The sequence below is a fragment of the Chitinophaga sedimenti genome, from assembly GCF_023156195.1.
GTDB lineage: Bacteria > Bacteroidota > Bacteroidia > Chitinophagales > Chitinophagaceae > Chitinophaga > Chitinophaga sedimenti.
The window spans coordinates 5,584,829-5,603,348 of sequence record NZ_JAKUKA010000001.1; the positions used below are offsets into that span (position 1 = coordinate 5,584,829).

The window sequence follows — 18,520 nt, forward strand, 5'->3', positions numbered from 1 at the left end:
GGACCGACCAGCGGCCGATCCTTTACGATGTTAAAACTGAGTTTGTCGCCTCAAGTTTTTGAGACCAGGTTACATTCTTGTAAAAAGGTGAGACAACGTAGCCTTTCCGCCAGCACTGTCTTTAGGAAGATACTGTATATGACCGAAGAGGTATTTATTGCCGCCATAAACTTCTGAGATGAATGTATAATAATGATCTCCACGGAACTCATAATTGACAACAAGCACCTGCTTGCCATCAATTTTCTGGATTTCATGTCCAATCAACTTCAACGTCGAATTAGGCTTTTTCTCCATAGTACGGTAAAACTGAAGTTTTTCTTCAAAGTTGACAGACTCATTTGCTTTCTGTTCATTTTCAACATACATCACAAGGGAGTTGCCGTCCTGGTAGAGATTCGAACCAGCTGCGTATTCGCGCGGGTTTTTAAATTTAGCGACCGATATCTTATTAAATTCTTCCTTCGATAACTTTTTGGCCACGCTTGTCCATTGTGGTGAGAGGGGGCTTTCTTTGAAAGATTGTGCTTGAGTGGCTACGCTGCATATTATCGCTGCGATAAGAATCATTAATTTTTTCATTTGATCTACGGTTTTTTAGTTGCAAGGATTATGTACTGATGGGCCGGTTTGGGTTGCAGCCGGGGTGTATGACTCAAAGTCAGTTTGTCCCGCTGCTCTACGGTAAACGTTTATACCGCCGTCGAATATTTCCAGTAACCCAGCCATGTGGTCCTGATGGGCAATTTCTCTGTCTATGAGGTCATCGTCAAATGCGGTCTTGTTTTTCCGATATTCCTTTGCCTTATCCCATAGTTTCTTCCAGTCTTTGGGCATAACAACGTAGTCATAGGCTGTGCCAACTACAAATAAAGATACATTTTCCATATACCATTGTACGTGTATATCTTCAATGGTCTGATTGGGGAAATTCATAGATTGAATAACACGTAAACCTTCGACAATGTTAGCGATATCACCGGGACTCGGTGGAGTGTTGTCCGGATGATGGTGGACGGAGGACACTGGTAGTGCCCGTCAGTCCATCTGAACGTTGGTGCCTTCCATTTGTTGTTTATGCCGCTTGTTGTCGGGCTACCGGCGTAAGTGGTGTTCATATCAAGAATGGAAGCCCAGATTGGAGCGCCCCATTCAATCCCGCTATTACCTGCTGCATTTTTTACGGCTTGAATGCCTTGGGATACCGCAGCATGCGACAGCATTTGCGTAATTTTTATTTTGCCGGCGCAGGGATCATAGTTGGTCACTGGTGGTGTCGAATTTCCTTCGCTGCTGCCAGGGCTGCCGCCGGATCTACACTGCCAGGGTCAGGATCTGGAAAGTCGGGATCATCTACCCAGTTACATATATAATCATTTTCCTCGCTGTGATAGTTCCAGTTGCCACAAGTGAAATCATAGAACTGCCAACCGTCGGGTCCCGCTATCAAAACGTCTTTGGGCTGCATCATCGGAGGAAAGCATAAGCCGGCATCTCCAAGAGATCGGTCAGATACTTCTCTAAAGATAGCGCCTGTTGACCAGGAGAAGTAAGTGCAGCTGGCAACATACTTGCACATGACCACATCTACGCATTGCCAGCCACTGGTACGAAGACCTGTAGTACGGGACTTACTCAAATTAGGGGTGATGCGTTTTTCTCGGATACCGTCCTTAAACTGTGTACCATACTTAAATTTCTGACCAGTCGTATACGTTGACCTCGCCGGTAAAATTATTGCGGTTTGTCGGCAGCTCATAACTGCTGGTATCCGTGTATGGCACATCTTGCACAACCGAAAATACAATCCCATTTACTGAATCTCTATGCGCAATCAAATACGGCGCAGGGAGCTCAACGACAATTTTCTTTCCTGTATACGGTTCCGTGAGTTGCAACACACGATAGCCGTTGGCCGCAGATTTCAACGGGATTTTCCAGAAGGAGGCGCCTTTATCACGATTTTCCCAGCTGGAGGATTTCCAGTCAGGTATATTGTAATAAGTGGTTGGTGCTGCATCTTCCTTTGTCGGAATTACTGGACTCACTGTTGAGAATGCAGCTTGTACGGTCTTTAGTGATACCCGGGCACCGGTATCATTTTCTTGATTCAGGCTATCCTTTCGGCATCCATAGCACAAAAGGGTTAGCAACATAAGCGTAGTCAGGTTTCTTAGGGACATCATTTACTTCTCCTTATTTATTAAGTGTTATACCAACTCTTTCTTTCTCATGCACAAACAGTAGGTTAACAAGTTCGAACTTGAGCGCGAAGATATTGCGGTATTGATCAATCTGGATAGCACGTTAGTGTTATATTGCAGTGTCTGGTATTATTAATATGTTATTGGGAGGTTAGCGTATCTGTATAACGATTCGTAGCGGTAACGTAAGGAGTCATGGAAACCAGTTTGCTATTCTATTCTCGGGTCAATTCGGTAAGGCAACCTGGCCATGCGAGTTATCTCCAGATTGTATTGCCCGAAACTTTCCTTCACAACGCCTTCGAGCAGATAGGTGCCTGGTCCCTGCAGCGGCCAATGTTTGAGGCTCTTGTAAAAATGCACAGTATTGAGCAGGTCAAAGGACGGGTCAAAAATGCTCCGAAAAGCATTGGTTCGCGCTTTTTAGTCAGCAGGCTTTTACCAACGATATAATGCCCGACCATTTTCACCTTTTTATTCAGGAAAGAGGGCATCTGACTGACCAGGATCTGGCCTCTGAATGCGGTCTTAAGCATGTCGAACGGTGTTGTTGAAACCGCAAACCCCAACAATTCCATCTCATCGTAAAAAGATTCATCGGGGTGCGTGTCAAAGTGCGGCAGCGTAAAATGCTGGACTGTTGTTTCCAATGGAAGTACAACGGGAGCGGCTGTATTGGTTATGGATTGGTAAAATTGATAAGACTGCCAGAGCAGTGCTTTCTTGTCCGGGTTTATACGTCGTAGTGCTCCCGTGCGGATCAGCAGGTGAAGTTGGGACAACTCGATACCGGTACGCTCGATCAGATCGGCCATCGTCACAAAAGGCCCTGCCTGCCGGCATTCTGCGATGCTTTCCCGTGTAGCGTTGTTAAGCCCGAGTATAAGGTCTGTTCCAAGATATAAAACGGAGTCTTTCACATTGGTATAATCAGTGCCATCGTTTATGCAGGGCAGTTGGATGGTGGCCCCCAGGCGCCGGGCCTCCTGAACATATACTTTCAAAGGATAAAATCCTCCCCGGTTATTGATCACGGCCGCCATGTATTCCAGCGGATAGTGGACTTTTAGATACATGCACTGCATCGATTCAACAGCAAAGGATGCCGAATGGGCTTTGGAGAAGCTGTATTGTGCGAAACTTTTGATCTGACGCCATATCTCTGAACTGACCGTCTCGGGATAACACTTGCTGCGGGCATGTCCATAGAACTGTTTTTCTATCGCATTCAGGCGGGTAGAACTCCGTTCTTTCCCACTCATGATCCTTCTTAGAAAGTCGGCGTCTGTGGGGCTTAGACCGCCGTAATGTATCCCGATGCGCAACACGTCCTCCTGATAGACCATGATGCCAAACGTTTCGGAGAGATGTTCGGCCATGACGGGATGGAGGTATTCAAATTTATCGGGGTTATGATAGCGCCAGATGTAAGCGTCCATCATGCCAGAAGACCCAACGCCTGGACGGATAATGGAACTGGCGGCAACCAGGGTAGGGAAGTCGCTACATTGCAGCTTGCTCAGGACTATTCTCATCGTGGGGCTTTCAACATAAAAACACCCCACTGTTTTACCCTCTCGTTGCATGTCTTTGCATCCCGGATCATCGATACAGCGACGGATATCGTTGATGTCTACCGTGATATTTCTGTTCTGCCGCAGCATCTGCAGGCAGGTCTGGATATTGGACATGCCCCGCTGGCTTAGTACATCCAGCTTTTCGAATCCTGCCGCTTCTGAGGTGTACATATCAAAGTGTGTAGTCCGAAAGCCCATAGGGGGAGGTCGCAGGCTGTGTAGTAGTTTACCGGGAGCTCGCTGATCAGCACTCCACCGGCGTGTACGCTGCGCTGATTGGGGAAGTCTGGAGGTACCCTGTCAAATGCACGCAGGATCTTTCCCACCTCCGGAATATTGAGGGATAACAATTCTCCGGGACTGGATATCAGCCGGTCTATGAGTGATTTGTCGAGCCCATAGATTTTGGCAAATTCCCGCAGCGTACTCCGGTCTTTAAAGGTGGAGCAGGTACCCAGCATGGCGGTGTGTTCACTGCCATACCTGGTAAAGAGGTATTTGAAAATATTTTCCCTGTGCAGGTGTGAGAAATCGATATCAAAATCCGGAGGTGTTTTACGTCCGGGATTGAGAAATCGCTCAAAGTACAGGTTCAGTTCAATGGGGCAGACGTTGGTGATGCCAAGACAATATGCCACGATGCTGTTGGCGCCGCTGCCCCTACCAACGTGAGGGTAGCCGTTGGTGGTGGCATATCTTACCATATCCTCTGTAATCAGGAAGTATGCTCCGAAATCGAGTTGCTCAATGATGGCGAGCTCTTTTTCCACTCGTTGCAGGGCCTCCTGGTGCCCCTTGCCATACCGTCTTTCAAGTCCCCGAAGGGCCAGTGTGCGCAGCTGCAAAGTGTCTTCGTATCTGGAGGCTCCAAAAATCCGTTTGTTTTTAGGTGCCGTAAAGTCGAAAGTGAAGCTGGAACCGGTCACAATAGATTCGGAGCGTGCGAGTAGCGCTGGATAGTACTGAAATTGTTGTCGTAATTGGTCTGGAGTAAAGGGCAGTTCATCCCTGCCTGCCGCCTGCTGCGGTGTCAGTTTCGACAGCAGTATGTTATGGGCGATGGCCCGCAGCTGGCAATGAAACAGAAAATCATCTTTACTGCTCATGGTAACCGGGCATAGCGCGACCATTCGTTCCTGGTCCACTTTTGGAACATTATAGAGCTGCGTCAGTTGGCTGGCGCGAACCCCAGTACTCAAAGCTACGCAACTGGCGTTGCTGCTTTTTGTCATAGGGGTATACGATAGTCACATTGGAAAACTCCGGCGCGGTTGCGGCAAATGGCTTTTTGCTGCATAAGTGAAGTGTGAGCAGTTTGTTGAGTTCATAAAATCCTTCGTTGTTGCGGGCAATACCGATGAAGCAAAGCTGGTCATCGTTTCGGAATTCTATCCCCACCAGACCATGAAAGTTTCTTTGCTGGCAGGCACGGATAAATTCGAGCGCCGCACTGGTATTGTTTATATCTGTCAGGACCGCAGCCTGATGGCCGTGATCGATCAGCAGGTCCAGTAGTTGTTCAATAGCAATGGTACCATAGCGCAGCGAATGGGCACTATGCACGTTTAATAACATTCTTCACAATTTTCTTTTACACAAAAGGTTGTCTTCTACAGTCGGGTGTCCAGGGCATCAAAGCCAAAGCGTTCCCGGACCTTGTCCAGTGACCGGTAGAGGGAGAAAGGAGATATGTCTTCCTCGAAAAGGCTGGTTTGGACGGCTCCGGGTGATAGCCGGGAGAGCCGCACTTCCACCATGCGAATGAGCAGTCGTCGGTTGTATAGTGCATCAAACAGCCGCAGGGCTGTCGCGGTCAATATGCTGTCCTGATTTTGTGGATGTAGGCGTGTCCCCTTGGTATAAGTGTCTTCATTGCCATAACGGATTTTTACGGTGATGGCTGCCGTTACCCATCGGCCGTGACGAAGTTCATACCCAAGGGCAGCCACCAGGCGCCGAATGGTGGTATGAAGTATGTTCATATCGGTAGTGTCAAGTGAAAACTGTTGGCTGCGGACAAGCTCCCGGGTGCGGCGATATGGAACGACCGGCGCGGGATCTATTGCACGGGCTTTCTTCCAGATGGCTAATCCTTCCTGGCCGTGGGCGTAGAGTAGCAACTGGTGCGGCAGATGCTGGAGCGTATCAATTTTCCTTACCCCTTTAAAGCAAAGTTGCCGGTAGAGCTCCCATTCAGTGCCGGGGATACGGATAACAGGCATCGGCGCAAGAAATGCCTTCTCCAGTCCTTTCTCAACGACAAAGCGTCCGCCGCCGCTGAATGCTTCATGTGTGGCAACTTTAGATATGGTCTTGTTGATGGACAGTCCGTAACTGGGAGGTAGACCGCTGTGTTGTTGCATCTTAAGTTGTAATTCCGTCACCCATTGCTGAATGCCGATATAACGGTCCATGCCGGTTACATCCAGATAAAATTCGGAGTTGGATGCCTTTTCAAATACCGGTGCTGATTCGGCAATGATATCGGTCAGCACGTCAGAAATGTTGTTATAATAGTCATTGTCGCCTTTGCGAACAGTTGCCTGCGGGCAATGCCGCAATGCCTCTCGTAAACTCATGTCTTTTACTACGCCAAACCGGCTCGCTTCCCGGCTACAGGATTGCACGGTCATTCTCCCGCTGGCGCCAACCAGTAACAACGGTTTGTGCTGAAGGCGCCTGTCGCGCAGCCGCTCACAGGCAATAGTATAGCGGTCCACGTCAATATTGACGATGGTCCTTTGGGTTTCAGATGTCATACATTTAGATTTTGCAAAAATGGAAGTTCGGCTGCTGAACTCGCGTGCAAATTACTAAGTTTTTAGCGTGGTGAAATTAGAATTTCCACATCGAGGTAGGATGTAGGGAATTGTGGATATCTCGGGGTGCTGATTTTGTGGTTATAACTATATTTAATATTTGAGGATTAATACAATATGCAGCAAGACAGTACTCACAAATACGTAAGCCACGCTATCTCCCGGATTACCGAACTGGAGACGGGCACCTTTCGGGGAGTGGTAACAAATAATGGAGAAAGGTTGGTGGGCGTGCTAAAGCGACGCCAAGATATCGGATATAATTTGTTTGTCTACCGTCGTGGCCCACAGGTAGTACCGGATATGGCATCTCCGTTGGTATTAGAAGGGCGCACCCAGGCCTTTGTTGCAGAAAGGTGGATGGAACTGCAGAAAAATACGCGCTTCAATAATGTCCGGCGTAAACATTTTTCCAGGTGGACAGGAGACATAGATATGTTTCGAATAGGTGAACCTACGCAGGAACTGCGTTATTTCAGGTCAATTATTCCATTGCCATCAAGTTTCCGGAGCAGCCATATTTTCGAAGATGATATTGTATCTAATGATCTCACCGGTCATACAAGAGGTCTTCTCAAACTTACCACTGGCGCTAATGTATTTCAGGTGTATGCGATCAATAAAAAAGGAAAGCATTATGTGCTTATCGATGCGTGTGATACAATGACAATAGACGCATTTCGACAGGCGTGTTGGATTATACATGTGGCCTTGGCCTTTTTTAACGGTCGCCTGGCACAAGGCGAGCAGTACCTGTTCGCCTACACAGAAGCGGATATGAAGGAGCCTGAGACAAGCTGGTACGAAGAGTTGCGCGGCAGTGTCAGCTCAATTTACACGGCTACGACTGCCAATGCGGCTTCTTGGATTAGAGAATGGCATAAAAATCAGGAGCCAGAGTTTAGAGAGAAGGTGGCACCGGTTTCTATGGAAATGGTCAGCCGGCTGTGCCAATGGATAAGCCGCAAAGATGCGTACCTGGCGGTGGTGTTGTTAATCATCGAGGCAAAACGGGCGTCACTGCTGATGCAGCCAGCCGGATTCGCTATCGCCCTGGAGGGCATGGCAACTATTTTTGAACAGCAGTATCCCGAGAAAGTTACGCCGGTGAGGGAGAAAGCAGTCGCCAGGGAAATCATTGGCAAGTTAAGGAACATCCTGACTGAATATGAAGGAAAAGAAGGCGTGGATGTTTCCGTTTTACAGAAGAAGATTGATGTGCTCAATAGCCCTACCAACCGCGACCGGCTAAAGATTCCCTTCCGTCTGCTCGGCATTCCATTAACTGATAATGATCTATTGGCGCTGGATTACCGTAATGCCCTGCTTCATGGTAATGTAACGTTGTCGCCATTGGAGAAGAAGGACTTTAAGATGGAGGAACTGGAATTGGGGTTACGGCTGCTGACACTGGCTAATGCTGTGGTGCTGAAAATAATCGGGTACAAAGGTTGGATCGTCAATCACGTTAAGACCCAGGAAAGGACCATCGGAAAAGATATTGACGAGCCATATTTCCGTGATATCGGAGACTACACAGATGAAATGGTGGTTATTGTGTAGTTAAAAGTCACCGGGCTTCATCTTGCTGAAATCGACATAGTTTTCTTTCTTACGCAGCTCGCAGTCAGGATCGCAGGTATTTCTGGGGTAACAGTCCTCGGTAGTTTCGTCTATTCTATACTCATAAGGGGGTGGGTATGAACCGAAAGAACGAGGTTTCCACGCGTAACGAGGCAGTGCCATTATGAATAGAACGAGTAAAGCAAACCATACTGGTTTAGGGATGACCTTTATTAGCCAGTCTGTTACTGCATCCACAACGTCCATAAAGGCAAACAGTAGGGAGAGTATCAAATCCATTACCACCTCAAATAATTTTTTGAGAAGTGACCAGGTTGCTTTGTATACCCCGACTATCCATTTCCATGAAACGCTCCTTATTAATTGCAGCTGGGAAAGGAGGATGGTTTGTGACTTGCGCGCATAAGCCCGTATTTGTTGGCGGTTAAGTAGCATGGTTCGGCGAATTTCGATTGTTTATTAATATAACGTGGGGTAAGGAGAGTTTAACCAGTGGGAGCGGACTTTTTCAAAAATACAGCTTTTGCTGCCAGGTAGAGGAAACAAAATACCCCCAAAATAGAAGTATTTCAGGGGCTTTCCCGGGCTTCTCATAACTCGTTGAGCGGAGCCACCTTATCTTACTAACGGCTCGTGCCATTAAGCGGCCGCAAAATATACATCTGCGTTTATACTACACGATAATTGGCCGGATTTTTCTTGGTGCGAGGAACTGCTGACTGACGTCATGCGGTATGGCCCGGATTTATTCAACGAAAAACCGGAAAACACCCACGATTTCCATTTGGCCCTGCCATCTACCCTCAACGGGTGTCCGCTTATCAACTTATAAAATACTTTTTCTACCTCAAAGTGGCCTTTGGTAGCGGATTGTAGCCGCTTTGGACGGCTTTTGCCTGGTTTACTAAAAAGCGAAACGCGCTTTGCTGGAATCTAATTTTACAACTGCGCACAATCAAAACAGTACTGTTCATTCTTTATCTGTAATCCGCACCCGAAAATGATTGACCAGTTTACCAAAGAGCTCCCTGGCAAAATTGCTGGATGACCTCGACCAAATCGCCATCGACCCCGACCAGGACCTTGCCTCAGTAAGAAGGTGTATAGGACTGATGGCCGATGCCACTGAGAAAATGGAAACGTTTTTATCAGATTATGCATTCCTAAGTGAAGAAGAACAAATTCATTTTTTTAAGTACCTAAAGCCTCAGCTTGACGGTCGCAGGATCTATTATACGCAGCTGCTACGGATATTTAACAGGGGACCTGTATGGAATGATGGGCAAAAGGTTGCCCATCTTAAAGCCCAGTTGCAGCAGATTGACGGCTACTACCAACGTAACAGCGAATTGTATCTATACCACAGGCTAGGTGAAAGCTATAATGACCGGTTATATTTTTTGCGAGGGCTCGATGACCTGATCCCTGATATTGATTATTATCCTGTCTTTCTCGACAAGCGTTATCATACCCGTAAGAGTTTCCAGTACGGGGTGTTTTTCGCCAATGAGATGTTGACCCGTTTTCTGCATCGTCAATTGGGGGCTGATACTGGAATAACTCCAATGGCTTTACCTGGACCGGGTCAAAAGCAGCACTGACGGAGCTGATCTATGCACTCAATGAGGCAAAGGTGATCGGTGGCAAGACCCATGACGTCAGCAAGCTGCGCGACCATTTCGCCAATATCTTTGGTGTCCAGGTTGCCAATATCTATGCTGCTCATGAGGATAACCGGTTACGCAAGAAGGCAAGGACTCCGTTTATGGACGAATTGAAGCGGGTATTGATCGATAAATACAATTACGACGACGAGCATGCGAAATAGGACATTCAGGCACTCGATATAGAATCATCATTAAGTTTCGGCCTACTTCATTTTTGTTCCGGGCCTTCTTTTGAATCCATTCGGTTACGTTTTCCTTCGTTGCTTCGGCCATCTTATACCTAATAGGAGAATTTTACTATATTTATAACGTAATCCCTTACTGTTATGATCCCCAATAATGACTACGCCCGCCAGATATAGTGTTGCCAGTTACAGTAGAAGTTATCCAGGATGTATTCGCGGTAGACGGACGACTATCAACTGAGTTATCGATAGTATGAAATGTACTACTAATAGTCTATATGTTATGAATAAAGTTTTAGCTCCATGCCTGTTTTAATTGATAGAACAACGTCCGATCCACAAACCCACATATTGATCATCGGTGTGGGTGGTTACCCTTATCTTAAAGGCGGTTTAAACTTTGACGCCGCAGCTGTCAAAGATAAATTTGGGGATCTTGATCAGCTGGCTCCTGCTACATTATCTGCGGTTGCGCTTTACAGAACGGTGATGGAGATTGATAGTCGTAATGGTTGGCAGCTGCCGTTGGGAAGTGTTGAGGTGCTGGCCAATGGACCCGGAGGAAATGACGTGGTAATCGATGGGGACGTCTGTGATCGGCCTACAAAAAAGCAAATTACAGGAGCATTTCATGATTGGTGGAATCGATGTGTGAAGAATGAGAAAAATTGTGCAATATTTTACTACTGTGGGCACGGCCTTCAGAAAGTAGATCAGTATTTGCTGACAGAGGATTTTATGGTGGAAAGAGAGCCTGACAGTTATGGAGCCTTTAACCTGAATGAGACTTACAGGGCATTTCATAGTCGAAAGACCGGGAATAAGCTGTTTTTAATTGATTCCTGCAGAGAAATTTCTGTTGAATTGCTTACAACTAATTTCGCCCCTGCTGGGTTAAGCCAGGATGACTTTGTTGGATATTATGGCTCGGATTCCTTTCTGCAACAATCTACATCTACTTCGCAGGCTGCTTTTGGAAAAGAGGATGACGCGACTCTATATACTAAGGCTCTTATCAGCGCCTTGAATGGACAATTGGCAACAAATCCCGGAAATAAAGGCTGGGTGTTGGAAAGCAAACAACTCGGTCTGCAAATGGATTTGTTGATTGCTCGCCAATACGCGCGGGGAGCGCCTCAGCAAATCTGTGAGCAGAGGTTTGTAGGCTCTTTTACATTAGTTAAATTCGATGGGCCGCCTATGGTCGATGTTGAAATTACCATCGACCCTGAAGTGCGTCACTCCGACACGACTCTAAGTTTCTTTCATGGAAAAACCCGAGCATTGGTTAAATATAGGGATCCTCATCCGGACGTCTGGCGGTTTCCCATTGAAGCAGGAGCTTACAGACTGGAGGCGAGATCAACCTCTGACCCGTTACGCATTGAAGAGGATTTAATATCGGCAACACCCCCATTGGCTCAACATCAAATATGTTTTTTATGACGGAGTTACCAGAAACCAAATCAGGGCTAAAAATCATAATTTCTTTAGACGCAGTTTTGGCTAACGAGTGGGTGTTGTATGAGTTGTATGATGCCAGAATGACTAAGGTTTATCAGGGGTGGTCCGATGAAAATACCTATTATTTTAATGGTGTCGAGCCGGCAATATATGTTATTAAGGTATCGAACAGCAGAGGCGTCAGTTTTGAAAAGGCAGTGGAAGTCGTGGGAGAAAAAACATCTACCGTTGTATTTAGAAGGGACAATAGCGCATTAATCAGGGAGATAAGAAACTCTGTTATCGCTTATAGCAGAGCGTCTGATAGTCCTGAGCCCACTCTGAAAGGAGGTTCGATATTAGACAAGGCTTTGGGCCAGTTTGGACGATTGCAATTTAATCACATCTTTTGGTCATTTAATCGGGGTACCTGGGAGGTGTTGCCGCGATTGGAGTTCAAGTATACTTCAAAAAAGGATTACCGATGGCAGGCAAATATGAAACTAAAGGATGGAGTTTACGGAATTGAATATGATGGAGTAGGTGTAAGCGGCGAAAAAGTTCGAAAATTTACTTTTATCCCTCCCGGAGAGGTCACGATATCCGTCTTAGATTATATAAGATACCATAAAGAACCACTAATAATTGGTACTAATAATGATGTGGCTGATACGCTCGGTAATCTTTTGCATAGTCAGGACATAGATAATGCTTTAGGCTTTTTGCCTGTTTATCAGTCTATAAACCTTATGAGCGAAAAGCGAAAAGACCATGCGGCGGCCGCTATTGGTGGTTACTATCTTGTTAAGACCGGTCATTTTGAAATGTTATACACTGACTGGGCTGAGAATCTCGCAAATTGGTTTCCCAAAATGTCTGATGGGCCTATTATCTTGGCGTGGAAGCTGATACGGGAGCATGAAAGTCCCAATGAAGCTGTGATTCGGGAATTTAGGAGCTTATTGTTAAGGGCTACTGAACGTGGGGTGCCCTATTTTACTGAAGGTTTAAAATTATTGTATGAAGGGCTATCGCAGATTTGGCGTGGCGGAAGAAGCGGTGATCTTATAGTTGAGGAAGCAAGACTAAAGGTTGGTGATTTTATGGATAAAGTAGATAAGAAGGCTTTTTACACTACGTTTAACAACTATGTTCCGATTGCTCAAACGGGCAAATGGAAGGTGTATGTCTATCCGGAAGATAGAAATTCATTGGCGGAGATGCCGGATTTGGTTCCCCAAACCTAACCTATAAAATAACAATCATGTTAGAAGTTACCTTTTATCCTGCTACTTATGGTGATTGCATTTGGATTACCTACGGTAACCCCTCCAAGCCACGACACATACTTATAGATGGTGGTACTGGAGGGACAAGTGTTTACATTGCCAATAGATTGAAAGAGCTGGAAGCGTCGGAGCAGCAATTGGAGTTGGTGGTTGTGAGTCATATTGATCGGGACCACATAGAAGGGCTTTTGCGGGTCTTTGAAAAATATGGTGGCGTATTTAATACAAAGGACTTTTGGTTCAATGGATGGAAACACCTGAAGAGCTATCAGGGTTTTGTTACTTTAGGTGCCCAACAGGGGAGAAGATTAGTAGTTATCTAAAAAAAACAAAAACACCTTGGAATTTTGCCTTTGATGAAAAGGCGGTTGTGATTGCTGATCCTGAAAAATTACCATTTGTTGATTTGCCAGATGGAATGAAGATTACCTTGCTCTCTCCCTATCACGAGCAACTTCAAAAATTGAAGCCCGTTTGGTTAAAGGAAGTCATTGAAGCTGGGTTGATGCCGGGAAATGTGGAGGTAGAATTGCCGGATGATTCCGCATGGGTTAGATTGGGCGGGGGATGCCCAAAGTAGAGGAGCTGGCCGCCGATCCGTTTGAAGAAGATGATACAGCAGCAAATGGAAGTAGTATTGCGCTGTTGCTGGAGTATGAGGGTAAAAGGTTGCTCCTGGCCGCTGACGCCCATCCCAGCGTAATTTTAAAGTCGCTTGATACGTACTCAAAGGTCCCGGTTGAGTTGGATCTGTTTAAAATATCCCATCATGGCTCTCATGGAAATACCAGTCGAGAGTTGTTTGAAAAGGCGCCCGCCGCTAATTATGTTATCTCCACGAGCGGTACCAGGTGGCCGCATCCCCACGGAGCAACGATTGCTCGATTACTTAAAAGTTCGGTTCAGGACAAAAAGCTATTCTTCAACTACCGGTCAGACGTTAACAAGGTATGGGATAACGCCATCCTTAAGAAAAAGTATAAATATTCAACCGACTATGGTGAGGATGGCTTGTTGTGTATTGAATTTTAACAGTTACAGGATCAAGCCCATCTTTCCCGCATTCATGGTGAGAAAGACGAGCTTTATTGGATAACATCCTTAACTGTTCACTAATCGAAACGGCAACGTTAATTCGACGCGTACGCCATGTGACTGGTGGTTCGCTTTGTCATCGATGGTTACCGCCCCTGCTGTACCAGTCTGTTTCTCCATTAGGTTAAGGCGTTCTGCCGTGATCAGCGTGGATAGGGAGGTTTTGCCTGGAATAGCCTGTTCCCGTGCTTGGAGTCCCTGGCCGTTATCTTCTATCACGCACCGGATCGTTTTTGCCTGTCGTGTAATGGTGATCCGAATGTTGCCATGATAATCCACTGGCCCGATTCCGTGGATAAATGCGTTTTCCACGAAAGGTTGTATCACCATTGGGGCGATCAGCAGCCCTTCATCCTGATACCCTCATAGATATCGAGATCAAAGCTGAATCGGTCCTCAAAGTTCAGCTGTTGCAGGGTCAGATAGCTCTGTAGCGCATCAATTTCCTTTTCCAGTGGAACGAAGCTCTCCCTGGCGTTGACCAGTGAGATCCGCAGCAGGCGGGAAAACTGGGTCAGGTATCGCAGGCTTTTTTCGGTGTTGTTGCTGAAGATGAGATGTTGTAGCTGGGTGAGGGCATTAAATATAAAATGAGGTTCCATCTGGGTGCGCAGTAGTCGCTGCTCCAGCTGGTACTCAGAAAGTAGCCTTTTTAGTTTTTGCCTCCTGAGTAACAATACCGCAATGATGGCACCGAGTGCCAGCGTGATGATGAGTCCTATGATAATGGTTACCCTTTTGGCATTGGTGGCCGTTTCCACCTGTAGCTGCTCGTCTTTTATTTGCACACCATATTGTGTCTCGATATCATGCATTTTTGCCAGCAGTGCGGCAGAATCCTGTCGGGCGTCATAAAGCAGGGCTGAATCCATCATTTGCATGGCGACAGGAAGTTGTTGGCTGGCCCGGTATACTTGGGCAGCGGCAGCGTAGAAGTCTTTTAGTACGTTGCCATTGTTGCGGCGTTTGGCCGTAGCGATGGCAGAATCATAGTATTTTTTTGACCGGTCAAGGTTTCCCGCCATAGCTGCGATTTCGGCGATATTGCTGTAACTCATCTCTGAGACCTCACCGATGCTGCGGTGAGCTTCCATTGCTATCTCGTAATCGGCCAGTGATTCCTGTACCCGGCCCACCTGCAATTTCATAAGGGCCATGTTTTCCAGATCAATAGCATGTCGGGATGGGTTCTGTGTGCTGTCCGTCAGTAACACCTGCTGGTATACCATTGCGCTGTCCAGTTTCCCCTGTTCCATAAAAAGGTTGACCGGTGGTTGAGCATAATGTTTTTATAGGGGCTGGGGGATTAAGAGACAGGCCTTCCTCGATCAGTCGTCTGCGTTTGGGGAATTCTTTTAGGACCGAGTAGGTATCCAGCAGCACTTTGATAGCAATAATCCGGTTACGCTTGTCGTGCTTTTGAGCCTGTTGATAGGATCTTTCAGCGTATACGATGGCGGTGTCGAATTGGTTCTGGTGCATGTAGTATTGCGCCCAGGCTGAATTAATACCGGACTGGTAGGGGATCGGGTCAGCGGCCCTGAGAACTTCCTTGTCGGCTTTCTGAAGGAAGTATACTGTGCTGTCATACTCATCTCCGCTCATTTTAACCACCCCTTTAAACCGGTACCAGAGTGCGAGCATGCCCGGATCTTCAGCCGCTTTGATGGAGGGGTAGAGGCTATCGAGTCGCCGGTTTTGGCTTTCCCAGCTGGTCATGTTGGAGGTAAGGCCGATAACATGGCTGAAAACTTCCGTTACAGAATCAATGTTTGATTTTTGGGTTGAAGGGGAAGGGGCGTTCCGTTGGCATGCGGCTAACATCAACACCATCCCCAGAAGGAGGTTACGTTTCATGGTAGGATTTATTTTTGAGTGGCAGATAAATACGCAAGGATTTTGGGCTTTCGGGCAACCGCTACTGGTATGGCCACGCCGTTGTTGAGCACGATCATCAGCGCTTCGGGGTCGAAATAGGCAACATGCTGAATGTTGACCATCCACGATGCATGCGTTCTGATGAAGAATGAGGAAGGCAGTAGGTCCTCGTATTCCTTCATAAATTTTGGGGCCTTTATGGACGCCTTATTATTGATGTAAAAGGTTGTTCCCTCATTGCCCTGCAGATGGGTAATGTCTGATAAAGGAACGATATGTAACCGCTGCATACTTTTAAGCGCTATCCGCCCAGTATGGCTGATCTGATAAAAATGCTCTGGCTAATTCGCAGTTGCTCCCGGGTTACGTTGGAAGACTGCACCACTTTGGCGAGTGCGGTTCGTAATTCCAGAGGGTCCAACGGTTTCAACAGATAGTCTAAGGCGCCAAATTTTATGGCAGTAAGCGCATACTCAGGAAAGTTAGATACGAAGATCACCTTAAAACTTAGGGGAGTGAGGGCATTGAGGATGTCAAAGGCATTGCCGTTGCCATATTCGATGTCCATTAAGACGAGATCGGGCAGACATCGCGGTATTAAGTCGATGGCGTCGTCGACTCCTGTGGCGGTGGCGATATAGATAAAGCCAGATTGTTGTTCCAGGTATGTCTTTAGTAGTTGAGCATCTTTGGGCTGATCTTCTACCAGCACCACTCTGTGAATGATTTGGTCCATAGGGTTCGCATGCGGTTTGGCGCTTCGGCGTACCGAAAAAATGTCATGATTACTGCATATTGCCGCGATTCCAGCTTTACGGGCGGGACGCATATTGGGCTTTAAGCATCAAATTAACTGTGGCCGTGTATTCTCATTCTCCATTCCTGGCCGGCTGGGTGCGCGGCAGTACAGTTTGTCTTAATTGTGTCTTCTAACTGAAACGGCTATGCGAATAAAATTATAAAAAGTTTTTTCAGAAAAAAGTTTGTTTTATGGAGATACTTATTGGTAGCGAGTTTTAGCGGTGTTGACTGCGAATTGGTGGCAGTGAAATCGTCGGGCAAATGCTGTTGGGCGAGTTATTTTATGAAAGATTAAACAGAGTTTAAAGTAGAGATTGCTATTCGTTAAGTTTAGGGCTGTTAATAAGCACAGGTATGGCAACGATGAATGCATGGGGCTGCAAAGTTGGGAAAAACTCTTTGCTGTGGCTAATTTCAGGTTTTTTATAAGAAGTATTTGTGTTATATTTGGCTACACCCAAGATGCAGGAATTTAAATAAAACCATTTATGAAAAGTCCTGTAAATCCACGTACTTCCGCCTCCGACCTAATGGTAAATATTAGAAAAGGAGACAAGATTTCTTTCACGCAATTATACAGTAAGATCGCTCCCGCATTTAAGATGTTTTGTTGTGGAATCGTTTGTGAATCAGACGTTGGGGAAAGGATATTTGAACGCGCGTTCAGTGAACTCTGGCCAATTAGACTTCACCTTACAAGTTTATATACCGTAAAGGGGCAGCTGTATGAAAGATGTGGCAAAATCTGCATGTATTTCAAGCAACTGATGGAGGAACGTGCAGTTTCGGTGACGGAGGTAGACTCTTTGCCCTGGCCCGATGATTACGCGCTATCGCCTGAGCAGCGCGTTGCCGTCGATATTAGAGTAGTTCACACAGAGACCATAAACAATTTAAGGGAGGGACTTGAGCGTATTTCTCCACTGCTGCGCAAAATTGTGCAATTGACCTGGAAGGGTGAGACTGACCAGGAAATTGCAAGAAGGTTAAAGATCCCGGAAGCAATGGTAAAAACGTTGTTAGCGGAGGCCCTTGCGGCAATGAATGATGCTGGACAGGCGGATCGCGCACCACTGGTATCTTTTCTTAAGGGCAGAAGGAACCCATACCAATAAATATTGAGCAAGAAAGTATGAAATCGTCTTTTAAAACTACAATTCATCTCAAGTTATCTGGAGGTACTTGCTGTACTTTGCACAATGAGCAGTAAGGAGTTTATTAAACGGAAGCTATACGATGGAAAGGTGATGGAGTTTGTTGACCTTTTTGAAGAAAACGGGCTGAGTCCCGAGATTGTATCTGCCCTTAGCGGTGTGGCGGATTGGGAAATAAGGAGGCTGATAACAAAGCCACGTGATACAACTTATCATGTGGTAAGAACCATCGCCGATTACCTGAATGTTGATCCATTTACCGTTTCAGCAATGATCACCCGCCAGGAGATACGCAGTGAGTTTACTTATTACAAGGATAAAGGCTGGTGGCCGGAGGCCGAAACCGTTATCGCCGGAAAGGTTTTACCCGATCTGTCTGGAGGCGTTCGATGGAATTGACACATTATCTGCATGTCGGCAGGAATTAAATCTTCCATTCTCAAACGTATATTCTGGCCCACTTCGGATTTGGGCCTGCCAATATCCCGTCTATTCTGTTACTTTATTTGCGTTGACGCTATGCTGGACCAGGGCTTCAATTCTTTGCTGTAGTTCCCGGCAAAACGGCGCGCCAAGGGCATCAAAAATTTTGCGATCCCAGGCGATATCCGCCGCAGTGGTGGTTTCGACACTTTTTGATCAGCAGTCTCGCTCATGTTTTTACTGTAATATCGGGAAAAACCGATAAACAGGAAACTGATTAATTCATATATTTCGACGTCTCAGAACATGATGGGATCACTTTGTCTAAACCGGTATCGTCATGTGGTTCTAAGTGCCGTCAAATAAGGAATGTCAGGTGTTCGTGTTGCACGAACGCTTAT

23 protein-coding genes are annotated in these 18,520 nt (G+C 46.4%); 10 read left to right on the forward strand and 13 right to left on the reverse strand.

The genetic code is table 11. The features are described 5' to 3' along the window. Nucleotides 1-69: 69 nt before the first annotated feature. The 8 genes from MKQ70_RS32135 to MKQ70_RS32170 all read right to left on the reverse strand — a co-directional run bounded on the left by MKQ70_RS32135 (nucleotide 70) and on the right by MKQ70_RS32170 (nucleotide 6,540). On the reverse strand, nucleotides 70-582 hold the full coding sequence (locus tag MKQ70_RS32135; RefSeq protein ID WP_248078925.1) for a hypothetical protein: 513 nt from the start codon (nucleotides 580-582) through the stop codon (nucleotides 70-72). Between the two features lie 15 nt (nucleotides 583-597). Then, a complete protein-coding gene (locus MKQ70_RS32140) occupies nucleotides 598-888 on the reverse strand; it encodes a hypothetical protein (RefSeq protein ID WP_248078928.1) in 291 nt (96 codons plus the stop codon). A 376-nt stretch (nucleotides 889-1,264) separates the two neighbouring features. Beyond that, nucleotides 1,265-1,639 (reverse strand): hypothetical protein, encoded by a 375-nt coding sequence (locus MKQ70_RS32145; protein ID WP_248078931.1) that lies wholly within the window; start codon nucleotides 1,637-1,639, stop codon nucleotides 1,265-1,267. Between the two features lie 52 nt (nucleotides 1,640-1,691). After that, entirely contained in the window at nucleotides 1,692-2,156 is a 465-nt protein-coding gene (locus MKQ70_RS32150) for a hypothetical protein (protein ID WP_248078935.1), read from the reverse strand. 338 nt (nucleotides 2,157-2,494) lie between these two features. Beyond that, nucleotides 2,495-3,952 (reverse strand): helix-hairpin-helix domain-containing protein, encoded by a 1,458-nt coding sequence (locus tag MKQ70_RS32155; protein ID WP_248078939.1) that lies wholly within the window; start codon nucleotides 3,950-3,952, stop codon nucleotides 2,495-2,497. Beyond that, nucleotides 3,907-4,926, reverse strand: a complete 1,020-nt coding sequence (locus tag MKQ70_RS32160) for a DNA polymerase III subunit alpha (protein WP_248078942.1) — start codon at nucleotides 4,924-4,926, stop codon at nucleotides 3,907-3,909. Before MKQ70_RS32160 ends, MKQ70_RS32155 begins: the two co-directional genes overlap by 46 nt. A 10-nt stretch (nucleotides 4,927-4,936) precedes the next feature. Further along, nucleotides 4,937-5,356 carry a PHP domain-containing protein gene (locus MKQ70_RS32165; RefSeq protein ID WP_248078944.1) on the reverse strand — a complete coding sequence of 140 codons (420 nt, stop codon included), beginning with the start codon at nucleotides 5,354-5,356 and terminating at the stop codon, nucleotides 4,937-4,939. Between the two features lie 35 nt (nucleotides 5,357-5,391). Beyond that, the gene (locus MKQ70_RS32170) at nucleotides 5,392-6,540 is read right to left on the reverse strand and encodes a DNA polymerase Y family protein (protein WP_248078946.1); all 1,149 of its coding nucleotides are present in this window, start codon (nucleotides 6,538-6,540) and stop codon (nucleotides 5,392-5,394) included. Nucleotides 6,541-6,717: 177 nt separating this feature from the next. Here MKQ70_RS32170 and MKQ70_RS32175 point away from each other — a divergent pair, with 177 nt between their 5' ends. The 8 genes from MKQ70_RS32175 to MKQ70_RS32205 all read left to right on the forward strand — a co-directional run bounded on the left by MKQ70_RS32175 (nucleotide 6,718) and on the right by MKQ70_RS32205 (nucleotide 13,800). Further along, a complete protein-coding gene (locus tag MKQ70_RS32175) occupies nucleotides 6,718-8,163 on the forward strand; it encodes a hypothetical protein (protein WP_248078948.1) in 1,446 nt (481 codons plus the stop codon). 1,058 nt (nucleotides 8,164-9,221) lie between these two features. Further along, entirely contained in the window at nucleotides 9,222-9,785 is a 564-nt protein-coding gene (locus MKQ70_RS40265) for an RteC domain-containing protein (protein ID WP_282456911.1), read from the forward strand. 8 nt (nucleotides 9,786-9,793) lie between these two features. Further along, on the forward strand, nucleotides 9,794-10,012 hold the full coding sequence (locus MKQ70_RS40270; protein ID WP_308199578.1) for an RteC domain-containing protein: 219 nt from the start codon (nucleotides 9,794-9,796) through the stop codon (nucleotides 10,010-10,012). A gap of 327 nt (nucleotides 10,013-10,339) precedes the next feature. Continuing rightward, entirely contained in the window at nucleotides 10,340-11,482 is a 1,143-nt protein-coding gene (locus MKQ70_RS32185; protein WP_248078952.1) for a caspase family protein, read from the forward strand. Then, nucleotides 11,479-12,726, forward strand: coding sequence for a hypothetical protein (locus MKQ70_RS32190; protein WP_248078955.1), 1,248 nt, complete (start codon nucleotides 11,479-11,481; stop codon nucleotides 12,724-12,726). The genes MKQ70_RS32185 and MKQ70_RS32190 overlap by 4 nt, the downstream gene beginning before the upstream one ends. Nucleotides 12,727-12,743: 17 nt before the next feature. Next, a complete protein-coding gene (locus MKQ70_RS32195; protein ID WP_248078958.1) occupies nucleotides 12,744-13,091 on the forward strand; it encodes a ComEC/Rec2 family competence protein in 348 nt (115 codons plus the stop codon). Nucleotides 13,092-13,138: 47 nt separating this feature from the next. Further along, nucleotides 13,139-13,348, forward strand: coding sequence for a hypothetical protein (locus MKQ70_RS32200; protein ID WP_248078961.1), 210 nt, complete (start codon nucleotides 13,139-13,141; stop codon nucleotides 13,346-13,348). Then, nucleotides 13,336-13,800, forward strand: a complete 465-nt coding sequence (locus tag MKQ70_RS32205; RefSeq protein WP_248078963.1) for a ComEC/Rec2 family competence protein — start codon at nucleotides 13,336-13,338, stop codon at nucleotides 13,798-13,800. Before MKQ70_RS32200 ends, MKQ70_RS32205 begins: the two co-directional genes overlap by 13 nt. A gap of 69 nt (nucleotides 13,801-13,869) precedes the next feature. Here MKQ70_RS32205 and MKQ70_RS32210 read toward each other — a convergent pair whose 3' ends face one another. The 5 genes from MKQ70_RS32210 to MKQ70_RS32230 are packed head-to-tail and all read right to left on the reverse strand — an operon-like array spanning nucleotide 13,870 to nucleotide 16,477. After that, nucleotides 13,870-14,193 (reverse strand): LytS family sensor histidine kinase, encoded by a 324-nt coding sequence (locus MKQ70_RS32210; protein WP_248078966.1) that lies wholly within the window; start codon nucleotides 14,191-14,193, stop codon nucleotides 13,870-13,872. A gap of 8 nt (nucleotides 14,194-14,201) precedes the next feature. Next, a complete protein-coding gene (locus MKQ70_RS32215; RefSeq protein ID WP_248078970.1) occupies nucleotides 14,202-15,119 on the reverse strand; it encodes a histidine kinase in 918 nt (305 codons plus the stop codon). After that, the gene (locus MKQ70_RS32220; RefSeq protein ID WP_248078973.1) at nucleotides 15,031-15,720 is read right to left on the reverse strand and encodes a tetratricopeptide repeat protein; all 690 of its coding nucleotides are present in this window, start codon (nucleotides 15,718-15,720) and stop codon (nucleotides 15,031-15,033) included. The genes MKQ70_RS32215 and MKQ70_RS32220 overlap by 89 nt, the downstream gene beginning before the upstream one ends. Before the next feature lie 8 nt (nucleotides 15,721-15,728). Then, nucleotides 15,729-16,031: a LytTR family DNA-binding domain-containing protein gene (locus MKQ70_RS32225; protein WP_248078977.1), complete on the reverse strand. Its 303-nt coding sequence runs from the start codon at nucleotides 16,029-16,031 to the stop codon at nucleotides 15,729-15,731. A gap of 11 nt (nucleotides 16,032-16,042) precedes the next feature. Next, nucleotides 16,043-16,477 carry a LytR/AlgR family response regulator transcription factor gene (locus MKQ70_RS32230; RefSeq protein ID WP_248078980.1) on the reverse strand — a complete coding sequence of 145 codons (435 nt, stop codon included), beginning with the start codon at nucleotides 16,475-16,477 and terminating at the stop codon, nucleotides 16,043-16,045. 553 nt (nucleotides 16,478-17,030) lie between these two features. Here MKQ70_RS32230 and MKQ70_RS32235 point away from each other — a divergent pair. Continuing rightward, nucleotides 17,031-17,657 (forward strand): RNA polymerase sigma factor, encoded by a 627-nt coding sequence (locus MKQ70_RS32235; RefSeq protein WP_248078982.1) that lies wholly within the window; start codon nucleotides 17,031-17,033, stop codon nucleotides 17,655-17,657. Between the two features lie 84 nt (nucleotides 17,658-17,741). Beyond that, on the forward strand, nucleotides 17,742-18,095 hold the full coding sequence (locus MKQ70_RS32240) for a hypothetical protein (RefSeq protein WP_248078985.1): 354 nt from the start codon (nucleotides 17,742-17,744) through the stop codon (nucleotides 18,093-18,095). The last annotated feature ends 425 nt before the right edge of the window (nucleotides 18,096-18,520 follow it).

Coding starts and splice junctions, on each gene's coding strand:
- MKQ70_RS32135 (WP_248078925.1), bottom strand. CDS start 582: ATGAAAAAATTAATGATTCTTATCGCAGCGATAATATGCAGCGTAGCC.
- MKQ70_RS32140 (WP_248078928.1), bottom strand. CDS start 888: ATGGAAAATGTATCTTTATTTGTAGTTGGCACAGCCTATGACTACGTT.
- MKQ70_RS32150 (WP_248078935.1), bottom strand. CDS start 2,156: ATGTTGCTAACCCTTTTGTGCTATGGATGCCGAAAGGATAGCCTGAAT.
- MKQ70_RS32155 (WP_248078939.1), bottom strand. CDS start 3,952: ATGTACACCTCAGAAGCGGCAGGATTCGAAAAGCTGGATGTACTAAGC.
- MKQ70_RS32165 (WP_248078944.1), bottom strand. CDS start 5,356: ATGTTATTAAACGTGCATAGTGCCCATTCGCTGCGCTATGGTACCATT.
- MKQ70_RS32170 (WP_248078946.1), bottom strand. CDS start 6,540: ATGACATCTGAAACCCAAAGGACCATCGTCAATATTGACGTGGACCGC.
- MKQ70_RS32175 (WP_248078948.1), top strand. CDS start 6,718: ATGCAGCAAGACAGTACTCACAAATACGTAAGCCACGCTATCTCCCGG.
- MKQ70_RS32185 (WP_248078952.1), top strand. CDS start 10,340: ATGCCTGTTTTAATTGATAGAACAACGTCCGATCCACAAACCCACATA.
- MKQ70_RS32190 (WP_248078955.1), top strand. CDS start 11,479: ATGACGGAGTTACCAGAAACCAAATCAGGGCTAAAAATCATAATTTCT.
- MKQ70_RS32195 (WP_248078958.1), top strand. CDS start 12,744: ATGTTAGAAGTTACCTTTTATCCTGCTACTTATGGTGATTGCATTTGG.
- MKQ70_RS32205 (WP_248078963.1), top strand. CDS start 13,336: ATGCCCAAAGTAGAGGAGCTGGCCGCCGATCCGTTTGAAGAAGATGAT.
- MKQ70_RS32210 (WP_248078966.1), bottom strand. CDS start 14,193: ATGGTGATACAACCTTTCGTGGAAAACGCATTTATCCACGGAATCGGG.
- MKQ70_RS32215 (WP_248078970.1), bottom strand. CDS start 15,119: ATGGAACAGGGGAAACTGGACAGCGCAATGGTATACCAGCAGGTGTTA.
- MKQ70_RS32220 (WP_248078973.1), bottom strand. CDS start 15,720: ATGAAACGTAACCTCCTTCTGGGGATGGTGTTGATGTTAGCCGCATGC.
- MKQ70_RS32225 (WP_248078977.1), bottom strand. CDS start 16,031: ATGCAGCGGTTACATATCGTTCCTTTATCAGACATTACCCATCTGCAG.
- MKQ70_RS32230 (WP_248078980.1), bottom strand. CDS start 16,477: ATGGACCAAATCATTCACAGAGTGGTGCTGGTAGAAGATCAGCCCAAA.
- MKQ70_RS32235 (WP_248078982.1), top strand. CDS start 17,031: ATGAAAAGTCCTGTAAATCCACGTACTTCCGCCTCCGACCTAATGGTA.
- MKQ70_RS32240 (WP_248078985.1), top strand. CDS start 17,742: ATGAGCAGTAAGGAGTTTATTAAACGGAAGCTATACGATGGAAAGGTG.